This window comes from Ekhidna sp. (assembly GCF_040220215.1).
Classification (GTDB): Bacteria; Bacteroidota; Bacteroidia; order Cytophagales; family Cyclobacteriaceae; genus Ekhidna.
Genome location: NZ_JAVJTR010000001.1, coordinates 45,916 through 70,489, shown reverse-complemented (window position 1 = coordinate 70,489; position 24,574 = coordinate 45,916). Strand labels below are relative to the sequence as shown.

Annotated in this window: 22 protein-coding genes; 13 read left to right on the top strand and 9 right to left on the bottom strand. The window is 42.5% G+C overall.

Annotated features, from left to right (window positions below):
• Nucleotides 1-311: 311 nt before the first annotated feature.
• Together RIC88_RS00345 and RIC88_RS00340 are read left to right on the top strand one after the other, a co-directional pair.
• Nucleotides 312-1,799 (top strand): beta-helix domain-containing protein, encoded by a 1,488-nt coding sequence (locus RIC88_RS00345; protein WP_350215382.1) that lies wholly within the window; start codon nucleotides 312-314, stop codon nucleotides 1,797-1,799.
• A 93-nt stretch (nucleotides 1,800-1,892) separates the two neighbouring features.
• A complete protein-coding gene (locus RIC88_RS00340; protein WP_350215380.1) occupies nucleotides 1,893-4,772 on the top strand; it encodes a TonB-dependent receptor domain-containing protein in 2,880 nt (959 codons plus the stop codon).
• A gap of 76 nt (nucleotides 4,773-4,848) precedes the next feature.
• On the opposite strand, the gene RIC88_RS00335 is transcribed toward RIC88_RS00340, so the two are convergent.
• Nucleotides 4,849-5,424 carry a coiled-coil domain-containing protein gene (locus RIC88_RS00335; protein WP_350215378.1) on the bottom strand — a complete coding sequence of 192 codons (576 nt, stop codon included), beginning with the start codon at nucleotides 5,422-5,424 and terminating at the stop codon, nucleotides 4,849-4,851.
• Here RIC88_RS00335 and RIC88_RS00330 point away from each other — a divergent pair.
• From RIC88_RS00330 to RIC88_RS00315, 4 genes are all read left to right on the top strand, one after another.
• On the top strand, nucleotides 5,423-6,349 hold the full coding sequence (locus tag RIC88_RS00330; RefSeq protein WP_350215376.1) for a TIGR01777 family oxidoreductase: 927 nt from the start codon (nucleotides 5,423-5,425) through the stop codon (nucleotides 6,347-6,349). The two genes, RIC88_RS00335 and RIC88_RS00330, sit on opposite strands and share 2 nt — an antisense overlap.
• A 3-nt stretch (nucleotides 6,350-6,352) precedes the next feature.
• Nucleotides 6,353-7,084 carry an LOG family protein gene (locus RIC88_RS00325; protein WP_350215374.1) on the top strand — a complete coding sequence of 244 codons (732 nt, stop codon included), beginning with the start codon at nucleotides 6,353-6,355 and terminating at the stop codon, nucleotides 7,082-7,084.
• Nucleotides 7,085-7,100: 16 nt separating this feature from the next.
• On the top strand, nucleotides 7,101-9,920 hold the full coding sequence (gene uvrA / locus RIC88_RS00320) for an excinuclease ABC subunit UvrA (protein WP_350215372.1): 2,820 nt from the start codon (nucleotides 7,101-7,103) through the stop codon (nucleotides 9,918-9,920).
• Between the two features lie 241 nt (nucleotides 9,921-10,161).
• Nucleotides 10,162-12,180 carry a choice-of-anchor B family protein gene (locus RIC88_RS00315; protein ID WP_350215370.1) on the top strand — a complete coding sequence of 673 codons (2,019 nt, stop codon included), beginning with the start codon at nucleotides 10,162-10,164 and terminating at the stop codon, nucleotides 12,178-12,180.
• A gap of 194 nt (nucleotides 12,181-12,374) precedes the next feature.
• On the opposite strand, the gene RIC88_RS00310 is transcribed toward RIC88_RS00315, so the two are convergent.
• From RIC88_RS00310 to RIC88_RS00280, 7 genes are all read right to left on the bottom strand, one after another.
• On the bottom strand, nucleotides 12,375-13,268 hold the full coding sequence (locus RIC88_RS00310; RefSeq protein WP_350215368.1) for an ATP-grasp domain-containing protein: 894 nt from the start codon (nucleotides 13,266-13,268) through the stop codon (nucleotides 12,375-12,377).
• Nucleotides 13,261-14,160: an SDR family oxidoreductase gene (locus RIC88_RS00305; protein WP_350215367.1), complete on the bottom strand. Its 900-nt coding sequence runs from the start codon at nucleotides 14,158-14,160 to the stop codon at nucleotides 13,261-13,263. The genes RIC88_RS00310 and RIC88_RS00305 overlap by 8 nt, the downstream gene beginning before the upstream one ends.
• A gap of 97 nt (nucleotides 14,161-14,257) precedes the next feature.
• On the bottom strand, nucleotides 14,258-15,088 hold the full coding sequence (locus tag RIC88_RS00300; RefSeq protein ID WP_350215365.1) for a peptidylprolyl isomerase: 831 nt from the start codon (nucleotides 15,086-15,088) through the stop codon (nucleotides 14,258-14,260).
• A gap of 21 nt (nucleotides 15,089-15,109) precedes the next feature.
• Nucleotides 15,110-16,039 carry a hydroxymethylbilane synthase gene (gene hemC, locus RIC88_RS00295; protein ID WP_350215363.1) on the bottom strand — a complete coding sequence of 310 codons (930 nt, stop codon included), beginning with the start codon at nucleotides 16,037-16,039 and terminating at the stop codon, nucleotides 15,110-15,112.
• The gene (locus tag RIC88_RS00290) at nucleotides 16,040-16,465 is read right to left on the bottom strand and encodes an ATP-dependent zinc protease family protein (RefSeq protein WP_350215361.1); all 426 of its coding nucleotides are present in this window, start codon (nucleotides 16,463-16,465) and stop codon (nucleotides 16,040-16,042) included.
• Nucleotides 16,458-17,573, bottom strand: coding sequence for a DNA polymerase III subunit (locus RIC88_RS00285; protein WP_350215359.1), 1,116 nt, complete (start codon nucleotides 17,571-17,573; stop codon nucleotides 16,458-16,460). The genes RIC88_RS00290 and RIC88_RS00285 overlap by 8 nt, the downstream gene beginning before the upstream one ends.
• 3 nt (nucleotides 17,574-17,576) lie before the next feature.
• Nucleotides 17,577-18,758: a GlmU family protein gene (locus RIC88_RS00280; protein ID WP_350215357.1), complete on the bottom strand. Its 1,182-nt coding sequence runs from the start codon at nucleotides 18,756-18,758 to the stop codon at nucleotides 17,577-17,579.
• Between the two features lie 92 nt (nucleotides 18,759-18,850).
• Between RIC88_RS00280 and RIC88_RS00275 the strand changes: the two genes are divergently transcribed.
• Together RIC88_RS00275 and RIC88_RS00270 are read left to right on the top strand one after the other, a co-directional pair.
• Entirely contained in the window at nucleotides 18,851-19,123 is a 273-nt protein-coding gene (locus RIC88_RS00275) for a DUF6364 family protein (RefSeq protein ID WP_350215355.1), read from the top strand.
• Nucleotides 19,111-19,521, top strand: coding sequence for a type II toxin-antitoxin system VapC family toxin (locus RIC88_RS00270; protein ID WP_350215353.1), 411 nt, complete (start codon nucleotides 19,111-19,113; stop codon nucleotides 19,519-19,521). The genes RIC88_RS00275 and RIC88_RS00270 overlap by 13 nt, the downstream gene beginning before the upstream one ends.
• 62 nt (nucleotides 19,522-19,583) lie before the next feature.
• Here the strand turns inward: RIC88_RS00270 and RIC88_RS00265 are convergent, their stop codons facing one another.
• Nucleotides 19,584-19,829 carry a type B 50S ribosomal protein L31 gene (locus RIC88_RS00265; RefSeq protein ID WP_089355172.1) on the bottom strand — a complete coding sequence of 82 codons (246 nt, stop codon included), beginning with the start codon at nucleotides 19,827-19,829 and terminating at the stop codon, nucleotides 19,584-19,586.
• Nucleotides 19,830-19,926: 97 nt separating this feature from the next.
• Between RIC88_RS00265 and RIC88_RS00260 the strand changes: the two genes are divergently transcribed.
• From RIC88_RS00260 to RIC88_RS00240, 5 genes are all read left to right on the top strand, one after another.
• Nucleotides 19,927-21,567 carry a hypothetical protein gene (locus tag RIC88_RS00260; protein WP_350215350.1) on the top strand — a complete coding sequence of 547 codons (1,641 nt, stop codon included), beginning with the start codon at nucleotides 19,927-19,929 and terminating at the stop codon, nucleotides 21,565-21,567.
• Nucleotides 21,568-21,678: 111 nt separating this feature from the next.
• A complete protein-coding gene (locus tag RIC88_RS00255) occupies nucleotides 21,679-22,038 on the top strand; it encodes a hypothetical protein (protein WP_350215348.1) in 360 nt (119 codons plus the stop codon).
• Nucleotides 22,039-22,128: 90 nt separating this feature from the next.
• The gene (locus RIC88_RS00250) at nucleotides 22,129-23,667 is read left to right on the top strand and encodes a YifB family Mg chelatase-like AAA ATPase (protein WP_350215346.1); all 1,539 of its coding nucleotides are present in this window, start codon (nucleotides 22,129-22,131) and stop codon (nucleotides 23,665-23,667) included.
• Nucleotides 23,668-23,712: 45 nt separating this feature from the next.
• Nucleotides 23,713-24,297 (top strand): transposase, encoded by a 585-nt coding sequence (locus tag RIC88_RS00245; protein ID WP_350215344.1) that lies wholly within the window; start codon nucleotides 23,713-23,715, stop codon nucleotides 24,295-24,297.
• A 73-nt stretch (nucleotides 24,298-24,370) separates the two neighbouring features.
• Nucleotides 24,371-24,565 (top strand): hypothetical protein, encoded by a 195-nt coding sequence (locus RIC88_RS00240; protein WP_350215342.1) that lies wholly within the window; start codon nucleotides 24,371-24,373, stop codon nucleotides 24,563-24,565.
• Nucleotides 24,566-24,574: the final 9 nt, after the last annotated feature.

Sequence of the window (24,574 nt, the reverse complement as noted above, 5' to 3'; positions counted from 1 at the left end):
TTTCTGACTTGGCTGAGGGATCGTACATACTGGAAGTTATGATTGATGACCAACGAGTTTTAAAGCGCATAATAAAGGCAAACTAAGGCAGCATTAGCTTAGGCTTGTGCAAGGCGATCTCCTAGGGAGGTCGCTTTTTTTGTTTTCATGGATCGTTGTGTTAACACAAGCGTAACATTCCTAATACACATATAACAAACCAGACCATTCTTTAACCCTTTGATAACAGCCAGAGCGACCTCTAGTAACATCTGAAGATCATTTTTGCGGTACAAATTGATCTATCAAAATATTTAAATCGCAAAACTGAAATGAAAAAATTATTTGCAATCGCAATGTTGATCACAGGATCCCTCGTTATGGTTTCTTGTGGGGATGATGATGGAGGAGCTGGAGTTGATGCTCCTGAGGTGACTGCTCCTGGAGCAGCAGATGTGACCACTGGTCAGTCAATTGATCTAAACTTTAGCTATAATGCAGCAGGTGGATTCGCTTCTTCTGCAGTAGCAGTAACTGGTGGAACTGCTAATGTAACTACCGATGGAGAAGTTGGAGCAACATCTGGTACTATCACGGTTGCTTTCGAAGCTGGTGATGAAGGAGCCGGCTCTGTAGTATTAACTGTAACAGATGCTGAAGGTAACTCTGATGATGCTACCGTAGTGCTATCAGTCGTAGCTGAGGATGTAACTCCGGTTATCACAGTTCGTGGTGATATTATGACTAACACTACATGGACTGCTAACAATATCTACCAGCTAGATACCAGAGTTACAGTTATTGATGGTGTTACACTTACTATCGAGCCAGGAACTGTAATCAAAGGGAATTCAGGACAAGGTTCGGCTGCTACAGCACTTCTTGTTGCTAGAGGAGGTATGCTTATGGCAGAAGGTACTGCTGCACTACCAATTATATTCACATCCGTAGATGATCCAATCGATCCTTCTGACATAGTAGCAGGTAATTATTCAAGTACTACTTCACCTTCACAACCAGGTCTTTGGGGTGGCGTAATCATCCTTGGTAATGCACCAATCTCTGCTCAGAATGATAATGATGAAGATGTTACTGAAGTTCAAATTGAAGGAATCCCTGCTTCTGATCCAAACGGACTTTATGGTGGAGATAATCCGGCCGATAACTCTGGAACGATCACCTACATCTCTATCCGACACGGTGGTACTAACATTGGTGCTGGTAATGAAATTAATGGGTTAACGCTCGGTGGCGTTGGTTCTGGAACAACTATCAATAACATTGAAGTAGTTGCAAATGCTGACGATGGTATTGAGTGGTTCGGCGGAAACGTTTCAGTAGAAAACGTTTTGATCTGGAACTCCAACGATGATGGTTTGGATACTGATCAGGATTGGATTGGAACTTGTTCAAACTTCATTGTAATTACTCCAATTGGTGGTTCTGCTTTCGAATTGGATGGCCCTGAAGGAACGCTTAACAGGGGCACACACCAGTTCACGAATGGTGTTGTATACGCTGGAACTGAAATTGATCACATTATCGATTGGGATGAAGATACAAACGCGGGAGTTAGTAATACCTATTTCTTCGGAATCACATCAGCAGGAGATTTCGAAACATTTGGAGGAGATGGAACTGGAGTTAATACCGGATGGGAAACTGACCTTGCTTCTGGTGCAGCAGCATTTGCTGGTGTGCCTGACGCATCTGTTTCTTACGGTGTAGCACTTGGTTCTAGAACAGTAGGACCTGCTGCTGCTGACTTTGCATGGACTTGGGCTGGTAATTCTGGAGCACTAGCTGACTTAGGTTTATAAGAGGCCTAAACATATTGTACGAAAGCCCGATGCGCGAACATCGGGCTTTCGTACATCCAGACAAAATTTGATAGAACAATTTTTTTTAAGACAATGAGATATATTTTTTTCTGCCTATTATTGGCTGCAATAAATGCTTTCGGGCAAAAAGGGACCATTCGAGGGACGGTCATTGAAGATGCAAACGGTGAGCCATTATATGGTGTCACGGTTCAAATTAAAGGAACAACCAATGGAGCAATTACGGATTTTGATGGGAAATTCGAGATACAGACTACTCCGGGCGCATATGATTTACAAGCATCATTTGTTTCTTTCCAAACAGTAACCATTGCTGGTTTAGAAGTTGAGGACAGTGAAGTTACCATTCTTGATCAAATCAGGCTTAAAGAAGACGTTGCTCTATTGGATGAGGTCGTTGTAACTGCGGAAGTAATTAGGACTTCTGAAGCGGCAATTTTGACTGTTAAAAGAAAGTCAGCCAATGTCATAGATGGAATTTCATCTGAAAGCTTTAGAAAAATTGGCGATAGCAATGCAGGTGAAGCCGTAAAGCGTGTAACCGGTGTTTCAGTTGAAGGAGGCAAATATGTTTACGTTAGAGGACTTGGAGACCGATATACTAAGACAACCTTGAACGGGATGGATATTCCGGGATTGGATCCTGATCGAAACAGTATTCAGATTGACGTATTCCCTACAAACCTGATTGACAACATGGTGATTGTCAAGTCCTTTACACCGGATCTTCCGGCAGACTTTACCGGAGGTATTGTTAATATTGAAACGAAGGATTTTCCGGAAGAAAAGATATTGGATGTGTCATTGGGCATAGACTTCAATCCATCCATGCATTTCAATGGTGATTATTTAGATTACAAAGGAAGCTCAACAGACTTTTTAGGATTTGATAACGGTGAAAGAGCACTGCCATCAGGAGTTGACTTTAGTGCTGTTCCTACCCCATTCAATTCTACTGATGCTGAAGTTGGTCAATTTCTAAATCAATTCAGCCCAACACTTGGAGCGACACAGCAAACCAGCTTCATGAACTATAGCCTAGGGTTCAATTTTGCTAATCAAAAAAAATTAGCGAATGGGAATAGTTTGGGTTTCATGTTCACTGGTAATTACAAGAACAACAGCACCCTATATGACGATGCGGTTTATGGGGAGTATCAGAATAATACTTCAGATGAAAGCGTATACGAGTTTCAAAGAGCTGCTTCTACTATAGGATCACTAAGTGAAAATGACATTCTATTGGGTGGTTTAGCTGGAGTTGCTTATAAAACAGATGCCTCTAAGTACAGGCTAACGATGTTGAAGCTTCAAAATGGAGTAAGTAGAGCAGGTCAGTTTGACTTGATAGATGACGAAGAGGCAGCTGGTAAATCAGGATACATTGGTAGTTCAGATAACTTGGAATATAACCAGCGCTCAGTTACAAATTTGTTTTTAAATGGGGAGCATCATCTTGCTGATAGCAGATGGATCATCGATTGGAGAGGCTCTGCTACATGGTCATCTCAAGAAGATCCGGATATAAGAAAAACTGCCTTTACAGAGGTGGGCACCAATGGTGACAACCTGAGGTTTGTAGCAGGCGCTGCAGGCAATCCAAGCAGGCTTTGGAGGGAACTGGAAGAAAGGAACCTTGGGGCTAAAGTTGATATATCATATAAACCGGAGGTTTTTGGAAGAGATGCTAAAGTACAGTTTGGTGTAGGCCACACATACAAAGAAAGAGACTATGAAATCGTTGACTTCAATATCAACTTTTTGAACAGTCAGCAACCGGATTGGACAGGAGATGCATCTGAGGTGTGGACCGTTGATAATATTTATCCTAACGGATCGATCTATGTGGTTTCTGGATTTAGCACTCCTAACCCGAATCAATACAATGCCAATATAAATAATACTGGTGCTTATGTAATGACTGAAATCTCTCCAACAGAGAAGTTAAAAGGTATTGTTGGAGTAAGGGCAGAGAACTTCGTACAAAGACATACTGGAAGAGATCAGTTGCAAACTGAGGTGTTGGAAAACGATAAGGTATTAGATGCATTAGATTTCTTTCCATCCGTAAATTTGATTTACGCACTCCAGGAAAAGCAAAACCTGAGAGCTTCATTCTCTCAAACTATTGCACGACCTTCATTCAAAGAATTGTCTTTCGCACAGATTCTTGATCCGGTTTCTAACCGAATTTTCAACGGCGGACTTTTTGCCATAGATGATTGGGACGGAAACCTAAAAGAAACCTCTATCAACAATTTTGATTTAAGATGGGAGCTTTTCATGGATAGAGGCCAGACGTATTCAGTTTCTGCATTTTACAAAACTTTTAGCGATCCTATTGAACTAGTAAGGTTACCTCAAGCCCAAACGAATGCCGAATTTCAGCCAAGAAATGTAGGAGATGGGCAGCTAGCCGGAGTTGAAATAGAGTTTAGAAAAGCACTTGATTTCATCAACCCAATGTTTAGTGTAAATGGCAACATCACACTGGTTAAATCTTCTATCGATATGTCTGATACAGAATTAAGAAACAGAAGAAACAACGCAAGAACTGGTGAAGTGATTGACGAAACAAGGACTATGGCAGGACAAGCTCCATGGATCATTAATGCGGGAGTATCATATAACAATTTTGAAACAGGTTTAGACGCAGGCCTTTTCTATAATGTGAAGGGCGAAACACTTGTAGTTGTTGGGGGAGGAATAGATCCGGATGTTTTTTATCAGCCTTTCCACAGCTTGAATTTCAATATGAACAAGCTTTTTGGAGCTAAGGATCAGTGGTCAGCAAGTTTCAGCATTAATAATATTCTTGGTGATAAGGTCGAGCAGCTTTACAAGCGCTCATTCTCTAATGCCACTAATGAAGGCTTTGATGCCACAGGTCAGGTCTTCCAGAGCTGGAGTCCAGGTACCTCCTTTGGAGCAGGAATTAAATATTCATTCTAACTATGGTTATAAAAATTAATTACGGTATGAAAGGGATCAAATTTTGATCCCTTTTTTATTTACTAGTCTTAGCTATTTAAGTCTTCTCAATGCTTTTTATCTCTGCCTTTAGCTGCTCTATTTCCTCTTCCAGCTTGTTGAGCTGATTTAAAATTTGTTGCTTTTCAGTTTCCATGACAGCATCCCGATATTCATTGCTCAAGTCATCAGCTTTCTTTTGTTTATCCTCAATCTGCTCCACCAGATCATCAATGTAAAACCCCTTTTTGAAGTCCAGGATCATAGTCAATGCCTGCTTTTTATACTTTTCATTTTCAAGACCCAGGAAAAACTCCGTGCCACCATTCCCATCTGTCGTTTGAGTGAAGATGACCAAATCCACATTTCCATCTGTCGTTTCCGAAGGAATCGTCACCTTGTAGTAGGTCTTCATATTCAGCGGGCTCGAAAATTCACGCGCGTACTCCCACCAGCCTCGTCTTACTTTTTCCCACCCAAAATCAAAAGTTGTTTTGTAGCCATTTAATGTTTTACCTTCCAATGACAATTGAGCCGGTGCTGCTTTTGTGTCAAATGATTTCTGTCCGAAAGTAGAGAAAGAAATGAACAAAAGGAGGTATGTCAGAGTATGGTAATAAAAGAATTTTTTCATGTCTTCAACAAATCTAAACGACTCAAACAAAACGGTACTCATCACTGGTGGTACCGGACTGGTTGGGACCGAATTAAGTAGCCTACTTACTACCAAAGGCTACAAGGTTACCCACCTGTCACGAAACCCAACGCAAAAACATTACCAGACATTCTATTGGGATGTGAAAAAGGGCGAAATTGAAGATGAAGCAATCACATCAGCAGATGCGATCATTCATCTGGCAGGAGCAGGTGTTTCAGATAGGCGCTGGTCAAACGAGTGGAAGAAAGAGATTTATAATAGCCGTATTCATTCAACTAAACTTTTAAAAGAAAAAGTTGCTGTACTCAATCCGAAATTGAAGCATTTCATTTCAGCATCAGCCATTGGATATTATGGCTGGGATTCCGGGGAAAAGTTGGTTGATGAAAATTCTGCTAGTGGAGATGGTTTCCTTGCTGATGTGGTCATAGACTGGGAGAAAGAGGCAAGCACTTTTGAAACTATCAATGTACCTACTGCGATGGTTCGAATCGGGATCGTTCTAAGTGAGAAGGGTGGTGCACTGGTCGAGATGGCAAAACCAATCAAATTCTGGGTGGGTGCCCCTTTAGCTTCAGGAAACCAGCACATGAGCTGGATTCATCTCAATGACCTCTGCGGAATCTTTGCTCATGTTTTGGAAAATAGGCTGGAAGGAATATTCAATGGAGTGGCACCTTCACCTAAAACAAATAAGGAATTCACTAAATCTGTTGCAAATCAGCTGAACAAGCCTCTTTGGCTACCGAATGTTCCTAAATTTGCGCTTCGATTGATTGTAGGCGAAATGTCAGATATATTAGTCGGTGGCAATCGCGTGTCCAGCAAAAAGATTGAGGACGCGGGATTTAATTTTCAATTTGTAGCGTTAGACGATGCGCTGCAAGACTTACTGCAATAGACAATGGAAGAAAAGAAACAGATTAGTAAAGAGGAGGAAGCACGGATACTTGAGGCCTTCAAAGAAAAAGACTGGAATGAAATAAAAAGTGCCGACTCCTGGGTGATTTTCAAAGTGATGGGAGAGTTTGTTCAGGGCTTTGAAAAAATGGCTAAGATTGGCCCCTGCGTTTCTATTTTCGGTTCTGCACGTACCAAGCCGGACAATAAATACTACAAAATAGCTGAGGAGATTGCTGCCAAAGTAGTGCGCCACGGATATGGAGTCATCACCGGTGGTGGACCCGGTATCATGGAAGCAGGTAACAAAGGTGCGAATGCACAGGGTGGAAAATCTGTTGGCTTGAACATAGATCTACCATTTGAACAGAACAACAATATCTACATAGACAGGGATAAGAGTATTGATTTTGATTACTTCTTTGTTCGTAAAGTCATGTTCGTAAAGTATTCTCAGGGCTTTATTGTATTGCCCGGAGGTTTTGGTACAATGGATGAACTCTTCGAAGCATTGACCTTGATCCAAACGAAAAAAATAGGCCGCTTCCCAATCGTTTTGGTAGGCAAGGATTACTGGTCTGGTCTGGTAGATTGGCTTAAAGACACTTTGCTGGAGATGGAAGGAAACATCAGCCCGACAGACATGGATCTTTTCAACGTAGTGGATACCGCCACCGAAGCAGTAGAAGTAATTGACGAATTCTACAGTAAATACAACCTGAGCCCGAACTTCTAATTCAGGGAACCGAAAAGTGAAGAAAAGAGCGGAAGTAATCGAAGTAATTGGAGCCAGGGAGCACAATCTCAAAAATATTGATGTCACCCTGCCCAGAAACAAGCTAATCACCATCACAGGAATTAGTGGTAGTGGAAAGTCTTCGCTTGCTTTCGATACGATCTATGCGGAAGGTCAGCGTCGGTACATGGAGAGCTTCAGTGCCTATGCCAGATCCTTCATTGGAGACATGGAACGCCCCGATGTAGATAAGATCGAAGGACTGAGCCCGGTTATTTCCATTGAGCAAAAAACGACCTCTCGAAATCCACGATCCACGGTTGGTACAGTTACAGAGATTTATGATTTCTTCCGTCTCTTATACGCCCGCGCAGGAGAAGCGTACTCTTACCTGTCCGGGAATAAAATGACTCGCCAGTCGGAGGATCAGATCATTGAAATGATCCTGAAAAATTATGATGGTCAGAAACTCGTTTTGCTGGCACCTGTAGTGAAAGGTAGGAAAGGGCATTATCGAGAATTATTTGTTCAGGTTCGAAAGCTGGGTTTCACTAAAGTGAGGGTCAACGGAGAAATCCAGGACCTGGTACCCAAAATGCAGGTCGACAGGTACAAAACCCATGACATTGAAATCGTCACCGACAGGATCAAGGTTTCCGAAAAAGATAAAAAGCGCATTCGTGACTCTGTGAATATGTCACTGCGACATGGAGATGGCGTGATGATGATCCAGAAAGAAGATGGAACAATTTCTCACTTCTCTAAAAATCTCATGGACCCGGAGACGGGGTTGGCGTATGATGAGCCTGCTCCAAATACATTCTCCTTTAACTCGCCCTATGGTGCCTGCCAGGAATGTAATGGACTTGGTCAAATAGAGGAAATCTCCAAAGAGTCTGTGATACCAGACCCATCACTCAGTATCAGCCGTGGAGGAATAGCACCACTTGGGGAATATCGGGACATCTGGATTTTCAAGAAAATTGATGCTATTCTGAAACGGAATAAAGTCAATTTATCTACCCCAATAAAGAAGATCCCCACTGAGATTATTGATGTGCTGCTTTATGGGGATAGTGTTCCGGTGGCGGTTAGTTCTGTTAAATATCCGGGCACAGATTGGCATACCAAATTTGAGGGCATTATCAACTTTCTGGAGAAACAGAAAGATGGTGGTTCTGAAAAGATTCAGGCTTGGGTCAAAGAGTTTACGGACATCAGAACCTGTCCTACGTGTAACGGGTATCGGCTGAAGAAGGAAGCGTTGCATTATAAAATCGCTGATAGGCACATTGGAGAGTTGGCTGAAATGGATATTCAGTCGCTTGGAAGGTGGATGGAAAATCTGGAGGAAAGGCTGGGTGAGAGACAGTTGGTTATCGCCACGGAAATCCTGAAAGAACTACGCAAGCGAATTGGGTTTTTGCTGGATGTCGGACTTGATTACCTCAGTCTAAACAGGCCGCTAAAAACTTTATCAGGAGGTGAAGCGCAACGTATCAGGTTGGCAACCCAGATTGGTACACAATTGGTCAATGTACTATACATTTTAGATGAGCCAAGCATCGGCTTGCATCAACGAGATAATGTGAAGTTGATCCAGGCACTAAAGGATCTGCGTGACCTTGGGAACACGGTCATTGTAGTAGAGCATGACAAAGACATGATGATGCAGTCCGATGAAGTGGTGGACATTGGTCCAGGAGCAGGAAGACATGGCGGACAAATCGTGGCAAAAGGATCACCCCAGGAATTTCTAAAGCTTGGGAGCTCAACAGCTGACTACCTGAATGGCAAGCGAAAGATAAAAGTGCCTGCCCAAAGACGAAGCACGAACGGCAAGTGGCTGGAACTGTATGGAGCAACTGGTCACAACTTAAAAAATGTTGATCTTAAACTTCCATTGGGTAACCTCATTTTGGTAACTGGCGTTTCCGGTAGTGGAAAGTCCACGCTCATTCATGAGACGCTTTATCCGATCATCAGAAAGCATTTATACAAGAGTAGGCAAGAACCATTGCCATTCAAAAAGATTGAAGGAGTTGATCAATTCGATAAAATTATCGAAGTAGATCAGTCACCGATCGGGAGGACTCCACGCTCCAATCCGGCTACTTATACAGGGGTGTTTTCAGAAATCAGAAGCTTGTTTGCTCAGCTTCCGGAAGCCAAGATACGGGGCTACAAACCAGGCCGTTTTTCATTCAATGTAAAAGGTGGGAGATGCGAAACCTGTGGCGGTGGAGGTATGCGGCTCATTGAGATGGATTTCTTACCTGACGTGCATGTGCCATGCGAAACATGCAAAGGAAAACGGTATAACCGCGAAACCCTTGAGGTGCGGTTCAAAGGAAAATCAATCTCGGATGTGCTGGACATGACCGTATCACAATCTGTAGAGTTCTTCGAGAAACAACCACGAATTATAAGGAAGCTAAAGACACTAGACGAAGTAGGTTTGGGCTACATTTCTCTTGGTCAGCATGCCACAACCCTCTCTGGAGGTGAGGCACAGAGGGTAAAACTGGCCACCGAACTCTCTAAAAAAGATACCGGAAAGACTTTTTATATCCTCGATGAACCTACAACCGGACTCCACTTTCAGGATATAGAACATTTACTGGATGTACTTCAGAAGTTGGTGAATAAAGGAAATACCGTACTGATCATAGAGCACAACATGGATGTCATCAAAGTAGCGGATCATATCATCGATTTGGGTCCGGAGGGAGGTTTTGCTGGTGGACAAATTGTTGCCCAGGGCACGCCGGAAGAGATCGTGAAAGTAGATGGCAGCTACACGGCCAAATTCCTGAAAGAAGAGCTTAGCCAATAATAGCCTGCCCCAATCCGTATTCCCCTTTGGTAGGATGACCATAGGAAATCCGAGTCATGGGAATCTGTTAGAGGTTTTGAGTTTGAAATATCTTTATCTTAAAATACCCTAAAACAAGTTCAGGGTGACTCAAGTAGAAAGAGATTCAATTTAAATCAGAAAGTCATGCTGAATTTATTTCAGCATCTTAAATACGACGTTCCAGATCAAATGATAAACCGTTTCTTCCTAAATTCGAAGGATGAAAAAGCTACTTTTCCCATTCATCTTGCTCACAGTCAATCTATTTGCCCAAACTCCTTGCGAAGATGGCAAAGCGGGAAATTATGATTGTTTAGGCCTGGATCTCCAGGCACGTATCTCTGCGACGGATCTGGGGGCTGAAGAACTGAACGGAAGGTGGGTCAATGATATTTGGGGGTGGGTTGACCCGGAAACCAGCAAGGAATATGCACTGGTAGGCATGACCAACGGCACTTCCTTCGTAGATATTACAGACCCTGTAAACCCTGTGGTAATGGGTGTACTTATTGAGCACAATTCTCAAAACAACTCATCCAACCAGCCTTTGCATGATGGCGCCAAATCTGTTTGGAGAGACATCAAAGTGTATCAAAACCATGCCTACATTGTCAGTGAAGATCCGGGCCATGGGCTGCAGGTATTTGATCTGAGAGACCTTAGGGATGTGGTTAACCCATCGAAAGAAAATCAATTCAGTGAAGCCGGACACTACGCAGGTATTGGGAAAGCGCACAACCTGGCAATCAATGAAGAAACAGGTTTCGCTTATGCGGTGGGTTTCAATGCCAATGATGGAAGCACTTGTTCCATTGGAGGATTGCACATGATCGATTTATCCAATCCGATTGCACCTGAATATGCCGGCTGCTATGACGATGAAGGATATATCCACGATACGCAATGTGTCATTTACCAGGGTCCGGATGAAGATCACGTTGGTAAGGAAATCTGCTTTAATTCCAATGGAAATCAGGGAGGACCCAATACCATAACCATTGTGGATGTGACCAGCAAGGGGTCTCCAACTTTAATTTATGAAGCAGATTATGAAGAATCCACCTATGCCCATCAGGGTTGGTTGACAGAAGATCATAAATACTTCCTTTCCAACGATGAACTGGATGAATTGAGCTTCAATAGGAATTCAAGAACGCTCATTTGGGATGTTCAGGATTTGGATAACCCTCAGTTCCTGGGATATCATGAGCATGGAACGAAAGCCATTGACCACAATTTATATGTGAAAGATAATTACGTGTATGAATCAAACTATTCGAATGGGTTGAGAATACTGGATACGGTTGGGATCAGCAAAGGCAGCCTGAAAGAGGTTGCTTTCTTTGACACCTATGTATCGAGTAATGCAACTGATTTTGTAGGAACCTGGAGTAATTACCCCTATTTCCCTTCAGGAAATATCGTGGTGAGCGATATTACCAATGGCCTGTTCGTGTTGAAAATGCAGTCCATATTTATTGAGCATCAACCAAAAGATGTAACCGTTTGTGTGGGTGCTCATGTGGATATCCCGATCACAGCCATAGGTGAGAATATTGAATACCAGTGGCAAATAGATGAGGGGGCCGGCTTCATGGACATTGACAATTTTGAACGTTACCAAAACACCACAACGGATACTATGCACGCCCATACTTTGGAGCTGTCGCAAAATGAAAATCAATACCGATGCGTGATCTCCAATGGAATTGCCGAAATCATTTCTAACCCAATGACTTTGCATGTACTGGATTCTCCCAGAGCAGCATTTACCTTCGAACTTACCGGATTTTCGGCCGATATTACGTTTACCAACGAATCAGAAAATGCTGATTCCTTTTTATGGTCTTTTGGAGATGGAGGCGAATCAGATTTGGAAGCTCCGGCTTATGAGTACTCGGGAGAAGGAGTGTATGAAATCATGCTGGTAGCCATCAATGGCTGTACAAGCGACACTACCTATCAAACGCTGGAGCTTATCATAGCAGCTACAGAAGGTGAATTTTCTGCGTTTGAGGTATACCCCACGGTAGTGAATGATAGGTTGACAATCAATAGTAAAGACGGGAATGCGTATGAGGTGGAAATCTACTCGCTTCAGGGAAACCGATTGATGAGAAAGAAAATGAGAAACGGACGTTCCAGTCTATCACTGGCAGGTTTTCAGGAGGGTGTTTATCTGTTAAACATCCACAGCGGAGGGAAGACCATAACCCGGAAAATTGTAGTGGCCAGGTAGGCTACCGTATCCATATTACCGTCATTGCGAGTAGGGCTGCCGGCAAGGCAGGGAACGACGAAGCAACCTTTGGATTATAAGATCGCTTCGTTGCACTCGCGATGACGGTTACAAAAAGATCCCTAGCTCTGCTTCTTATCTCCTGACCTATTCAGCGTCAGACGGTTCCAAACCGTCAGACGAGTGACCTATATTCAACCCAACAATCCCTTCACCTTCTCCGCTAGCATCTCTGCTGCTTTCGCATTCTTTCGAAACCACATCTCAGGTTCTACGAGCTCCAGCTCTGAAACGGCAGGGTTGCCGTTGTTGTCATTGACAATATCCACTCGTGCATAGAGTGGGGTATTCTCGCAGGCTTTTACAGCAGCAATCGCAAGATCTATTTCGGCTTGAGTAGGCTTATAGTCCGCTACCGTTCCGCCAAAATCATCCTGCACTCGGAAATCGCCCGGCTTGGCTACCTTCAGTACGGCATGGGTATATGTCTCTCCGATTAGCATGAGCGAAAGCTCACCACGTTTCAAGACGTCTTCCTGAAAGGGTTGAAGCATCATGGTTTCATCCTTGACCAGGTAGGCGAATCTTTCTTCCAGATTACCAATCGTTTCGGGTGAAAGCATGAAAGTGTCTTTGGCAGCCGCAGAAATGGCTGGTTTTAGCACCGTCTTTTCCCATCCAAGCTCATCATGGATTTCCTGAAGGGTTCTCGTGTCTCTAGGCTCTATGAAATAGGTTTCCACCACATTGACACCTGCATCTTTCAGGTCGTTCATGTAGTGCTTGTCCAGGTTCCAGACGATAGTTTCATAGTCATTGACCAGCTTGGATTCCATCGAAACCTCCATCAGCCAGTCGCTGAATGCAGTGAATTTTTCAGCATAATCCCATGTGGTGCGGAACAACGCAATTTTCGTTTGTGTCCAATCAAATGAAGCATCTGACCAGGCTACTTTTTTAGTTTTCAACCCCAGCTTCTCCAATGCCTCCATCACCAGGCGGTCTTCCTCTATTACATTATCAATGTACTGGTTACGCTTTTTGGGGTTCACATAGCGCGCATCGGTTAGGACAACAACATCATACATGGGCTAATTGAGACTTTAAAATGGCTAATCCTTCTTTAAAGCTAACAGGTTCGTACCCTAATTCCCGCCTGGCTTTATCTAAAATAAATCCGGTTTTGGGCGGACGTTTGGCCGGTTGCGTAAAAATAGATCCATCAGCCTTTTCAATCAGCGCCTTGTCCAGGTCAAAAAATTCTGCGGTGGCAATCGCCATATCGTAGGGTGTAAGAAGATCCTTTCCTGAAATATGCCAAACCCCTTCAGCTTGTTTTTGTGCTATAAGTGCACATCCTTTTGCCAGGTCTTCTGCCAGTGTTGGTGTGCGCCATTGGTCATTCACGACTTTAATCAGTTGCTTCTCCTCCAGGCTTTTCTTTACCCACAAGATGATGTTGGACCTGCTCATATCGTGTACAATACCATATACAAGCATGGTACGAACGATAGCATGTTTTATACCACTTGCTTCAAGGAGCTTTTCAGATTCAAGCTTGCTCTCTGCATATTTGCTTAACGGGTTAGGCAAATCTTCTTCCACATACGGGCCGCTTTCTCCATCAAAGATGAAGTCGGTAGACAGGTGAATGATAAAGCTGTTGGTCTTATGGCAAGCGTCAATAAGGTTTGAAACGGCATCTACATTTAGCTTCCAGCATTTTTCCGGATTTAGCTCACACTCATCCACGTGTGTCATGGCAGCTGTGTTGATCACCACATCAGGCGAATGCTTGGAGATGATTTTATCAACTTCACTCCTGACAGTAACATCCATCTGTTCATAAGTATATGTTCCAAACGGATTTCTGCTCGCTCCTCGAGCGGTGGCGATCACATCGACACTTTCGTCGCTTTCATAAAGCTGAACCAACTTCTGGCCTAATAGTCCATTTGCTCCGGTTATTAATACTTTCATTTTTTTGTCAAAGTCAATGATGAAGAGGTTTGGAAAGAAAAATATTTTTTAAACCCACCCCTAGCCCCTCCGGGGAGGGGATTTAAGGTGTTTTCTTTTATTGCTCTGGATAAACGTAACCGTACTTTTCAGTAACTTCTTTCTTCTTCATTTCGATTACTTCCATGGTCAATGGAACAGAATTTACAGGCTTGTCTGCACGGCCGGTCTTGACGGCCGCAATTTTATCTATGACATCCATTCCATCCACCACTTTTCCAAAGACGGTGTATTCATTATCCAGGTGTGGCGCACCGCCAACTCCCTGGTATTCGTCAGGATATTGAGAAACATCCGCACTTAAGTCAACGCCATACTTTTCTTCTACCAACGATTTGTTGGCAAGTGCCAGGTCAGTCATCCCTTTATTGTCACGATTGGCAGCCAATTCCTGAAATTGTTTAAGCAGGTCGCTGTAGGCGGTATCCTGGAGCAGGAGACTCATTTTTTGATTTAACAAGCGCACATCAGTAGCCATCATTTCCCATGGCATGCCATCTACAATGTAAAATTGAGTCGATGAAGATTTTTTCTCAGGGTTAACCTGATCACCCTGACGAGCGGCAGCCAAAGCGCCTTTTACGTGGTAATAGCCTTCAACAATTTCAGCAGGAATTCGATCACCTTCATTTTCCTGAACACCTTCTTTGGCGGCTACATCTCCCCCCTGGATCATAAAATCCTGAATGACTCGATGAAAAATGGTGCTATCGTATTTTCCGGACTTTGCCAGTTCCAGAAAGTTCTTTTTATGGAGTGGAGTGTCATCATAAAGCACCACTGTCATGTCACCGTATTCGGTTTTGATCTTGACCAAATAGTCTTTGTTTTTATCGCCGCAAGCTGCGATTATGCTGGTGATAAAAAGTGAAAGTATTAGCTTTTTCATTATTCAAATATTTGTTCAAACTTATTTCGAAATGATTGATTTTATGTCGTCGAGCACCTTTTTCCCACCACTTTGCAATATTTCATCTGCCAGAGAGGTTCCAAGTTCTTCCGGATTTGATCCATACATTGTCCGCTGGATGAGTTCTTTGCCATCCAGACTAGCGATCCCTCCTTTGAGGATAATCTGTCCGTCAGATTCCATTTCGGCATGGCCAAAAACAGGAATGCTGCATCCACCGTCCATTCTACGAAGGAATGCACGCTCTGCCAACAATACTTTTTCAGTTAGTGGATGATTGGTAGCCATCTTAATTCGGGAAGCGACATCAGAATCCAGATTATCATGTATCTCGATAGCCACGGATCCCTGCCCTACGGGAGGAATGAAGCGCTCTGTATCAAACCAATACTTAACTAGGTCATCGTAGTTCATCCTTCGCACACCGGCGTAGGCCAAAACCAAACCATCCATAATGCCGGTCTTCATCTTTTCCAGACGGGTTTGAAGATTGCCTCGCACGTCAACGGTCGTAATGTGAGGATAATAATGCTTGAGCATAGCGATCCTACGTGTGCTGGAGGTACCGAGAATTAATTTGGGATTGTTTAAATCAATCTCTTTATCAGAGACGATCACATCATCGGGTGATTCTCTTTCACAAAATGAAAGCACCTGAAAACCTTCCGGCAGTTTGGACTGTAGATCTTTCGCACTATGAACCGCAATATCAATCTGCCCCCTTCGGAGCATGGACTCCAATTCCTCAGTGAAAACGCCTTTGCTGCCAATTTTGGATAGAGCTACATTCTGGATTTTATCTCCTTTGGTTTCGATCGGAATCAATTGTGGCTGGAAGCCACCGGCATCCAAAAGATCAGCTACATAATTGGCCTGCCACATGGCTAGCTTGCTTTTCCTCGTCCCAATTTTAATAACCTGCCGCTCCATTCAGTTCTGATTTTTTTGGTCGTATGATAAGTTTTTCTGTGACACGTCCACGATAAACTTATTTGTTAAAATCTTTCGTCCAATTAGTAATGGATTTTTCATTTCACTTCTATCTGTCAGTGAAATGGAAGCCATAAAATTTTTACCAAAAATCCTCATGCGTGTTTTAATAACGTATCGTTTTTGCGCTTTGCCATTGGAGCTCTTCACAATTTTCTGAGTCCAGTCTTTTGTGGCATACTCTTGAAACCCCGTATCTGTATGAAGAGTGAAGTAGAGGACGCCTTCTTCTTCATGTACTTTTTTGCAATGAAGGGAAGATCGGTATGCACCTGTATCAATCTTAGCGTGTATATCCTGCACTCCCAAATCCGGGAGGTCAATCACATCCAGCCGTCCGATTACATACTTTTCCTTTTTAACCATTCAACACCCGTATGATTTCCAGCGACAAATTTAAGTGTGTTATCCGAGGGTTCGAATTTCGCTCCAGATGAATAAAAGATTCATTTAATAAAGCATATACTTTTTCAAGCCTTACGAGCTCCAGTTTATCTGAGAATTTTTTGATAAAAGAAGCCTCAGCGTCATTTTGGGTAGGCGCAGCTTGTCCTGAAGCAGAAACTACCGCATTTCGAATAAGCGAGATTGCAAAGTTTAAAGTAGTCTTTTGTGCGCCCTTTCCGGACTTGGAAAAGTCTTCACTTCTTCGGACAAGCCCGGTCAGGTTTTTGTTCCAACATTCCAGCATCCACTTTTGAAAATCTTCATATTCCTGAGATTCACCTGCCTCTGCAAGATGCGTTGCAAGTCCTATTTTACCTTCAGACAACTTAGCTGCTTGTTCTGCTTTTGCAGCGTCAGCCCCTCGCTGAAGCAGATACGCCTTGACTTCCTCTTCCGTATTTGGCGGGATATTCACCAATTGAGTTCTGGAGGTTATGGTAGCCAGCAGGTTATCATAATTGTATGAAACAAGCAAGTAGAGGGTCTTTTCCGGCGGCTCTTCCAGAATTTTAAGGATTGCATTAGCGGAACTAGGATTCATGAGCTCAGGTACCCAGATGAGCAGGATTTTGTACCCACCTTCAACAGAGCGCATGCTTACATTTCTGAGCATCTGCCTACTGTCCTCCCGACTTATTAAAATGTTTTTATTTTCCTGACCATATTTCCTCGTCCAGGCGTCCAGATCTCCAAAAGGAGACTCGATCACAAACTCACGAAAACGGGGGATTGCCTCCGCAAGCACCTTTTCATACTTGCTTTCAGCTGCGGATATTTTGGGAAAGTGCAAATGGATGTCCGGATGTACAAGCTTTTTGATGCGGACACAGTTTGGACAAGTACCGCAGCTGTCCTGGTCCGTTTTATTCTCACACATGAGAAATGTAGCATAGGAGAGCGCCATCGGGAGTACTGCTGTACCCGGCCTTCCGGCAAAAAGTTGAGCATGGGCTACTTTCCCTCTGTTATGGGCTGAGATGAGTTGATTTTTTAGCCCTTCAAGACCTGGTATTTCTGAAAACTGCATGTATTACTTCTTGTCCCACACCCGATTTTCGGCTGTCATCTCAAAGATATGTGAAAGCATGCCTTTGTCTGCTTCTGTTAGTTCTTTGTTTCGGCGCACCATCACTAGTTCTGCGGTTTCGAAAGCTTTTTTGACCTGGTAAGTTGAAAATCCTGAGGCACCACCCCATGCGAATGAAGGAATGATGGTTCTTGGAAATCCATCTCCAAAAATATTAGCCGAAACACCGATGGTGGTTCCGGTATTAAACATGGTGTTAATGCCACATTTGGAATGATCTCCCATGATCAAACCGCAGAATTGTAGCCCGGTATCTTTAAATCTACCCGTAGCAAAATCCCACATCTTGACATTGGCGTAATTGTTTTTCAGGTTCGAATTGTTAGTGTCGGCTCCCAGGTTGCACCACTCCCCAATGACAGAATTACCCAAGAACCCCTCATGCCCTTTATTGGAATATCCAAAAATGACAGAATTAGATATTTCACCCCCCACTTTGCAATGAGGGCCAATGGTCGAGTCTCCTTTGATCTTCGCTCCCATGTTTACAGTGGAGTGATCACATAATGCAAATGGCCCACGAATTAAAGCGCCTTCCTGTATTTCAGCATCTTTCCCGATATAGATAGGACCGTTTTCAGCATTCAGAATGGCTGCTCTGATTTTGGCTCCTTCTTCAATGAAGATTTGATCGCCATAGGTTTTGGTGTGAGGGTCGTTTATGGGTTGTGATTTTCTTCCTTTTGTAAGGAGCTCAAAATCATTTTTAATCTCGGCCCCATTAATGCGAAAAATATCCCACGGATGGGTAACCTGCTCTGCTTCATTCAGCTGTATCGCTTTCCTGTTTCCAAGCCCAAACTCCTCGTCTTTGTCGTAAAACCCGGCAATAACCTGATCCTGAAAGACCAACGCCTCACCTTCTTTCAAGTTTTTGATCAAACGAATGATACCCTCAGATGGAAGCACATTTCCAAGAATGGTTAATGAATTTTCAGAAGGAGCGTGAAATAGATTTTGTAAATAATCCCGGGTACGAAAATATATTTTCTCAGCCGAGAGATGTTTACCCCACTTTTCATGCAATTTGAGGATGCCTACCCTAACCTCAGCTACAGGTCTGGTATAGCTCATTGGCAGCATTTGTTTCCAACTTTCTTCTGTATCTATGAAGGTGATTTGCATGAATCAAACTTAGCTTGTTTTAAAGAATGAGGAGGAATTCGAAAATCTTTTTTGTAAATTACACGTATCTTTTTTGTAATAATTAGACGTATATGACAACTAAATTGACATTGACAGTGGATAAGGATACCATTGAGCGTGCGAAGAAGTATGCGAAAGAACAAGGTAGGAGTCTGTCAAGCATAGTAGAGAATTATTTAAAGTTATTATCCTCAAAAGAGCGGAATAGAGAGGAATTCGGTGATACAAGTGTGGTAAAGTCGCTTTTAGGATCACTAAAACTTCCTGAAAACATCAGTGAAGACTATAAAAAGGAGATACGAGAAGCTAAAGGAGAAAGGGCAAAAAGAAAATGGGGATATTGATTGACTCGGATGTCCTTTTGGATGTCCTTACCTATAGAGAGCCTTTTGTTTCCAGTTCTCGCAAAGTATTGGAAGCTTGTGAAAATGGAGAGCAAAATGGATTTATTACACCATTAATCCTTTCCAATGTTTATTACATCCTTCGAAAAAGTAATCCAAATTCAGAGGTATTAAGGCAATTGAGGGCTCTTATGACTTTTATTGGAGTGATAGCTATGAATAAAGAAGATGTCTTAAGAGCATTAAATTCTAAATTCAAAGACTTAGAAGATGCGCTACAAAACTCTGCTGCGGAGAATTCCTTAGAAACAGATATTATCGTCACTAGAAACACAAAAGATTATAAACATAGCAGTATAAGCGTTATGACCCCATCTGAATTTGTAAAAACGATTTAGGAAGGCACAAAAAAAGTCTTCAGGAAAACCTGAAGACTTTGATAAAATCTTTTGTGAAGAAATTACTTCTTCTTGTATTTTTTGTTGAATTTCTCCACTCGACCAGCAGTATCCAAGAAGATTTTCTTACCGGTGTAGAATGGGTGTGATGCAGAGCTCACCTCTACTTTGATTACAGGGTACTCATTCCCATCTTCCCATTTAATAGTCTCTTTAGAAGTCATTGTTGACTTTGTGAGGAACTTGAATTCACTCGTGGTATCAAGAAAAACAACTTCTTTGTACTCGGGATGTATGTCTTTTTTCATCGCTATCTATCTCTTTTTCAAAAAGGATGGCAAAGATAGGAATTATTTTATCTTCTTCAAACCCATTCATTCAACTAAAATCGAATATGTTTGATTTATGAGAAAAACACTCTGGATTCTTAGTCTTCTCAGTGCCAACATTTTAGGAGCGCAATCTACAGATTTTACATTAGGCCACCCAGCATATCAGATCCTGGAAATGGAGGATATCCGTTCTTCTTCTGGCCTCAACACAACAGTAAAGCCTTTGTCCAGAAAGGATACTTATGATTTTATGGGTGAAGATGACGGACTTTATCTACGAATAGAGCTACGTGAATATACTTCAGACTCTGCTAGATCAAAGGTGCCGATCTTAAGTAGGTTCTTTAAATACCCGGCGGACTTCATTTACCATGAAGATGAGAATTTGGATTTGCACGTAAATCCCGTTCTTCATTTTTCTTATGGTAAGACAAATGATGCGCTTGGATCCACGTTTGTAAATAGCAGAGGCGCTGAAATAAGGGGGCGAATTGATAAAAAAGTAGCTTTCTACACGATGCTCACTGAAAATCAGGCACGCTACCCTGTGTATGTAAATGATGTTCGTGACAGTACTTTGGTAGTTCCTTATGAGGGTTTTTGGAAGCAGTTCAGTGAAACCGGAGTTGATTTCTTCAGAGCTCAGGGATACGTTGATTTCGGATTTACAAAAAGCATCTCAGCGCAGCTGGGTTTTGGAAAGCACTTTGTTGGTAATGGAGTACGTTCACTGGTTCTTTCAGATTATTCAAATAATTATCCATACCTGCGAATCAATACCGCAACCAAGGTTTTTGATTATACGAACATTTTCGCGGAGCTCATTGCCGGTGTTAGAGGAGGAACTTTCGGATTGGAAGGTTCTGGTGGTTTTGAAAAGAAATACATGGCTTTTCATCACTTGAATTTAAAAATCAAACCTAATCTTCATATTGGGTTGTTTGAATCTGTCATGTATGGAGATTCAACCGGTGGCCTCAAGGTGGAATATTTGAACCCGGTTATTTTCTATCGGGCTGTTGAACAGCAAAACGGCAGTGAAGACAATGCATTGATTGGTACGGATTTTAAATGGAATATCAAAAATCGCATTTCTCTATATGGGCAATTAGTGATTGATGAGATGATCATAAGTGAAGTATTGGCTGGAGATGGCTGGTGGGGGAACAAACAAGGGTTTCAATTGGGAGCTAAATATGTTGATCCATTCGGTCTCCAGGATTTGATGGTACAAGGAGAAATTAATCGTGTTCGACCATATATGTATGCACATGAAGATGGTTTCACCAACTACAGTCACTACAACCTATCGCTGGCGCATCCACTCGGGGCAAATTTTACAGAATACATTGGAAGAGCAAATTATCGGTTGAGTGATCAATGGAGCTTTGAAGCAATGATGTTGAAGGCCAGTTATGGCAATGATATGGGTGACGTCAACTATGGCAGGGACATTTTGAAGGACTACACTGTGCGAATACCGGACGGAAGTGGTGGAAGCCTGGAACATGGGAATGAACATTTACAAGGGAACAAGACAGATTTAACGATGGCATTTTTCAGAGCATCATACATGTGGAAGCACAACTTATTTTTTGATGCTGACATTACGTTGCGCCAGGAGTCAGATTCAAATGGTCTCATCGATAGTTCAACTTCGGTCTTTGGTTTTTCTATGAGATGGAATGTGCCTTCCAGAAGATATTTATTCTAGATAGGGTTGAACTTGAATTAAGCGGTTATATACCCAAAATGAATACAGAAATATTATCCTTACTCAAAACTTCAAAAGTTTAATAACTTTCCGCCCCACTTAAGAACTCAGATGAAAAGGTTTAAACTCATTTTCCACACAGTATACATTTTAATTTTTCTGGTCATCTTATATTTCTCAGTGGATATTTTGATGAATACAGAAGCATATCTGTCCAAGATTAAACTGTCGTCATATATCAAGTTTCCGAAGTACGTGATGAGTTTATTCCTGTTTGTTTCCATTCTGATGGCCATAGAATACATCATGCAACAAATGAGAATTCATAAGCTCAAAAATGATATTGGAGATTTGCAGGATGAGGTGGTGGACCTTAAGGCCAAGCTGTACGATAAATCTCAGCAAGAATTAGACATTTCATTTGAGGACGTTGACAAAGGCGATGAGGATGCGGATGATGATGAAGACTGATAGAGTCTCATGACACGGAATCGATGTTTTGCTATATCTATGTAATTCATATCTTTAGGCGAATTATTTGGAACAGATTTCGGAAAATTAATGCTCGCTAAAACCTATGGAAGCGCCGTATACGGCGTGGATGCATATAAAATCACAGTTGAAGTAAATGTAGGGCAAGGCACTAAGTTCTTTATGGTGGGCCTGCCGGATTCTGCTGTAAAGGAAAGTGAGCAGCGTGTAGAGTCAGCTATAAAAAATTTTGGCTATCGGATGCCTCGACAAAAAGTGGTCGTTAATCTTGCTCCTGCAGATATCCGAAAAGAAGGCTCAGCGTACGATCTTCCTATTGCTCTCGGCATCCTAAAGGCCTCCGAACAAATCATCGCAGAAAATCTTGAAGACTTTGTAATCATGGGCGAGTTAGCGCTAGATGGGGAGCTTCGTCCGATTAAAGGGGCATTGCCTATTGCCATAGAAGCTCGCAAGAATGGTTTTAAAGGATTTATTCTACCTAAAGAAAATGCCACGGAAGCAGCCATTGTGGATGGGCTGGATATTATTGGAGTTGAGAATATCAAGGATGCTATTCATCATTTAGAGGGCGAAGAAATCATCGAACCATTGCGATATGACACCCGGGATGTGTTTTTTGCAGATCTGGACAACTACGCTTCGGACTTTTCTGATGTGCAGGGGCAGGAGAACATCAAACGTGCGATGGAAATTGCGGCTGCCGGGGGACACAACGTGATTATGATTGGCCCACCGGGGGCGGGCAAAACGATGTTAGCTAAAAGACTGCCGTCAATTCTTCCACCACTCACATTACACGAGGCTTTAGAGACAACAAAGATTCACTCAGTAGCAGGAAAACTTGGAACGGATGGAAAACTGATTGCCCAACGACCGTTCCGGCAACCACATCACACGATTTCGGATGCAGCGCTTGTAGGAGGTGGTGGTATTCCACAGCCGGGGGAAATTTCGCTGGCCAATAATGGGGTATTATTTCTGGATGAACTGCCGGAGTTTCAACGGTCTGTGCTGGAAGTGATGCGCCAACCACTGGAAGAACGAAAGGTGACTATCTCGCGCGCAAAAATTTCTTTGGATTATCCATCAAACTTTATGCTGATTGCCAGCATGAACCCATGCCCGTGCGGGTATTATAATCACCCTGAAAAGGAATGTGTTTGCGCACCGGGAGTCGTACAACGCTACCTTAACAAAATCAGCGGACCCCTACTAGATCGCATTGATCTTCATGTAGAGGTAACTCCAGTCTCGTTTGATCAAATGACGGAGAATCGTAAAACTGAATCCAGTGCTGAAATCCGGGATCGGGTGATCAGTGCAAGAGAAATACAGGAAGTTCGATTCAAAGATCAACCGGGCGTATTTAACAATGCGATGATGAGTTCCAATATGGTAAAGGAAGTCTGCCAGATCAATGAAGCTGGAAAAGCATTACTAAAAACCGCAATGGAGCGGCTGGGACTATCCGCCCGAGCCTATGACCGTATACTTCGGGTATCCAGAACCATTGCTGATCTGGCCGGAACGGAGGAGATTGCAATTGAACATCTGGCTGAAGCTATTCAGTACAGAAGCCTGGATCGGGAAGGTTGGGCTGGATAAGCGTCTGACGGTTTGGAACCGTCTGACGCGTAGGAACGATATAGTATGAAGCTAGAAGAGAACCAACTTTTTCATTTTTACAATCAAGGAAACAATAAAGAAAGGATTTTTCTCAGTAGAGACAATCAATTATTCTTTCTTGAAAAATTTCGAAAGTTTGTACTTCCGCACTGTAATGTTTTGGCATACTGTCTGATGCCGAATCACTTCCACTTTCTAATTAGTACAACGGAGGCCTCAACAAGAGAAATTAAAGTTGGGGCGTTGAATGTTACGGCTCTGAATAATGGATTCCGTATGCTTCTTAGTTCATATGCTCAAGCGTTTAATAAACAAATCAATAGAACAGGTTCACTATTTCGCCAGCGAACCAAGTCAAAACTTTTGGATGAAAGCAAAAACTATCCTTACATCTGCTTTAACTATGTTCATCAGAACCCAATGGTAGCAGGTTTGGTGTCGAAAATGGAAGATTGGGAATTCAGTTCTTTTCAGGATTACACCGGAATGCGAAATGGGACTCTTTGTGATAAAACATTGGCTACTCAGCTATTGGATCTAGACTTGAAAACATTGTATGATGAATCTTATCAAATTATCTCAGAAGAGAAGCAGAAGGAAATGTATTAAAAATAAATGGCCAGACGGTTTCAAACTTCCCGACTTATTAGTCTATTGAACTATATAAACTCAAAAATACTCTATGAAAACGATCGGTTTAATTTTAACTATTATCGGCTTAATTGGTACTGTTTATTATGGCATGCAAGCAATACAGGATTCTGAAAGTTTCAGTTTTCTGGGTATGGATGTTGCTGTGAGTAGTGCTGACTGGACACCAGTAATTATAAGTGTAATTGCCCTGCTTGTTGGGCTTTTTCTAAGGAAAAGAAAGTAGCTTAATCAA

Coding starts and splice junctions, on each gene's coding strand:
- RIC88_RS00345 (WP_350215382.1), top strand. CDS start 312: ATGAAAAAATTATTTGCAATCGCAATGTTGATCACAGGATCCCTCGTT.
- RIC88_RS00340 (WP_350215380.1), top strand. CDS start 1,893: ATGAGATATATTTTTTTCTGCCTATTATTGGCTGCAATAAATGCTTTC.
- RIC88_RS00330 (WP_350215376.1), top strand. CDS start 5,423: ATGTCTTCAACAAATCTAAACGACTCAAACAAAACGGTACTCATCACT.
- RIC88_RS00335 (WP_350215378.1), bottom strand. CDS start 5,424: ATGAAAAAATTCTTTTATTACCATACTCTGACATACCTCCTTTTGTTC.
- RIC88_RS00325 (WP_350215374.1), top strand. CDS start 6,353: ATGGAAGAAAAGAAACAGATTAGTAAAGAGGAGGAAGCACGGATACTT.
- RIC88_RS00315 (WP_350215370.1), top strand. CDS start 10,162: ATGAAAAAGCTACTTTTCCCATTCATCTTGCTCACAGTCAATCTATTT.
- RIC88_RS00310 (WP_350215368.1), bottom strand. CDS start 13,268: ATGTATGATGTTGTTGTCCTAACCGATGCGCGCTATGTGAACCCCAAA.
- RIC88_RS00305 (WP_350215367.1), bottom strand. CDS start 14,160: ATGAAAGTATTAATAACCGGAGCAAATGGACTATTAGGCCAGAAGTTG.
- RIC88_RS00300 (WP_350215365.1), bottom strand. CDS start 15,088: ATGAAAAAGCTAATACTTTCACTTTTTATCACCAGCATAATCGCAGCT.
- hemC (WP_350215363.1), bottom strand. CDS start 16,039: ATGGAGCGGCAGGTTATTAAAATTGGGACGAGGAAAAGCAAGCTAGCC.
- RIC88_RS00290 (WP_350215361.1), bottom strand. CDS start 16,465: ATGGTTAAAAAGGAAAAGTATGTAATCGGACGGCTGGATGTGATTGAC.
- RIC88_RS00285 (WP_350215359.1), bottom strand. CDS start 17,573: ATGCAGTTTTCAGAAATACCAGGTCTTGAAGGGCTAAAAAATCAACTC.
- RIC88_RS00280 (WP_350215357.1), bottom strand. CDS start 18,758: ATGCAAATCACCTTCATAGATACAGAAGAAAGTTGGAAACAAATGCTG.
- RIC88_RS00275 (WP_350215355.1), top strand. CDS start 18,851: ATGACAACTAAATTGACATTGACAGTGGATAAGGATACCATTGAGCGT.
- RIC88_RS00270 (WP_350215353.1), top strand. CDS start 19,111: ATGGGGATATTGATTGACTCGGATGTCCTTTTGGATGTCCTTACCTAT.
- RIC88_RS00265 (WP_089355172.1), bottom strand. CDS start 19,829: ATGAAAAAAGACATACATCCCGAGTACAAAGAAGTTGTTTTTCTTGAT.
- RIC88_RS00260 (WP_350215350.1), top strand. CDS start 19,927: ATGAGAAAAACACTCTGGATTCTTAGTCTTCTCAGTGCCAACATTTTA.
- RIC88_RS00255 (WP_350215348.1), top strand. CDS start 21,679: ATGAAAAGGTTTAAACTCATTTTCCACACAGTATACATTTTAATTTTT.
- RIC88_RS00250 (WP_350215346.1), top strand. CDS start 22,129: ATGCTCGCTAAAACCTATGGAAGCGCCGTATACGGCGTGGATGCATAT.
- RIC88_RS00245 (WP_350215344.1), top strand. CDS start 23,713: ATGAAGCTAGAAGAGAACCAACTTTTTCATTTTTACAATCAAGGAAAC.
- RIC88_RS00240 (WP_350215342.1), top strand. CDS start 24,371: ATGAAAACGATCGGTTTAATTTTAACTATTATCGGCTTAATTGGTACT.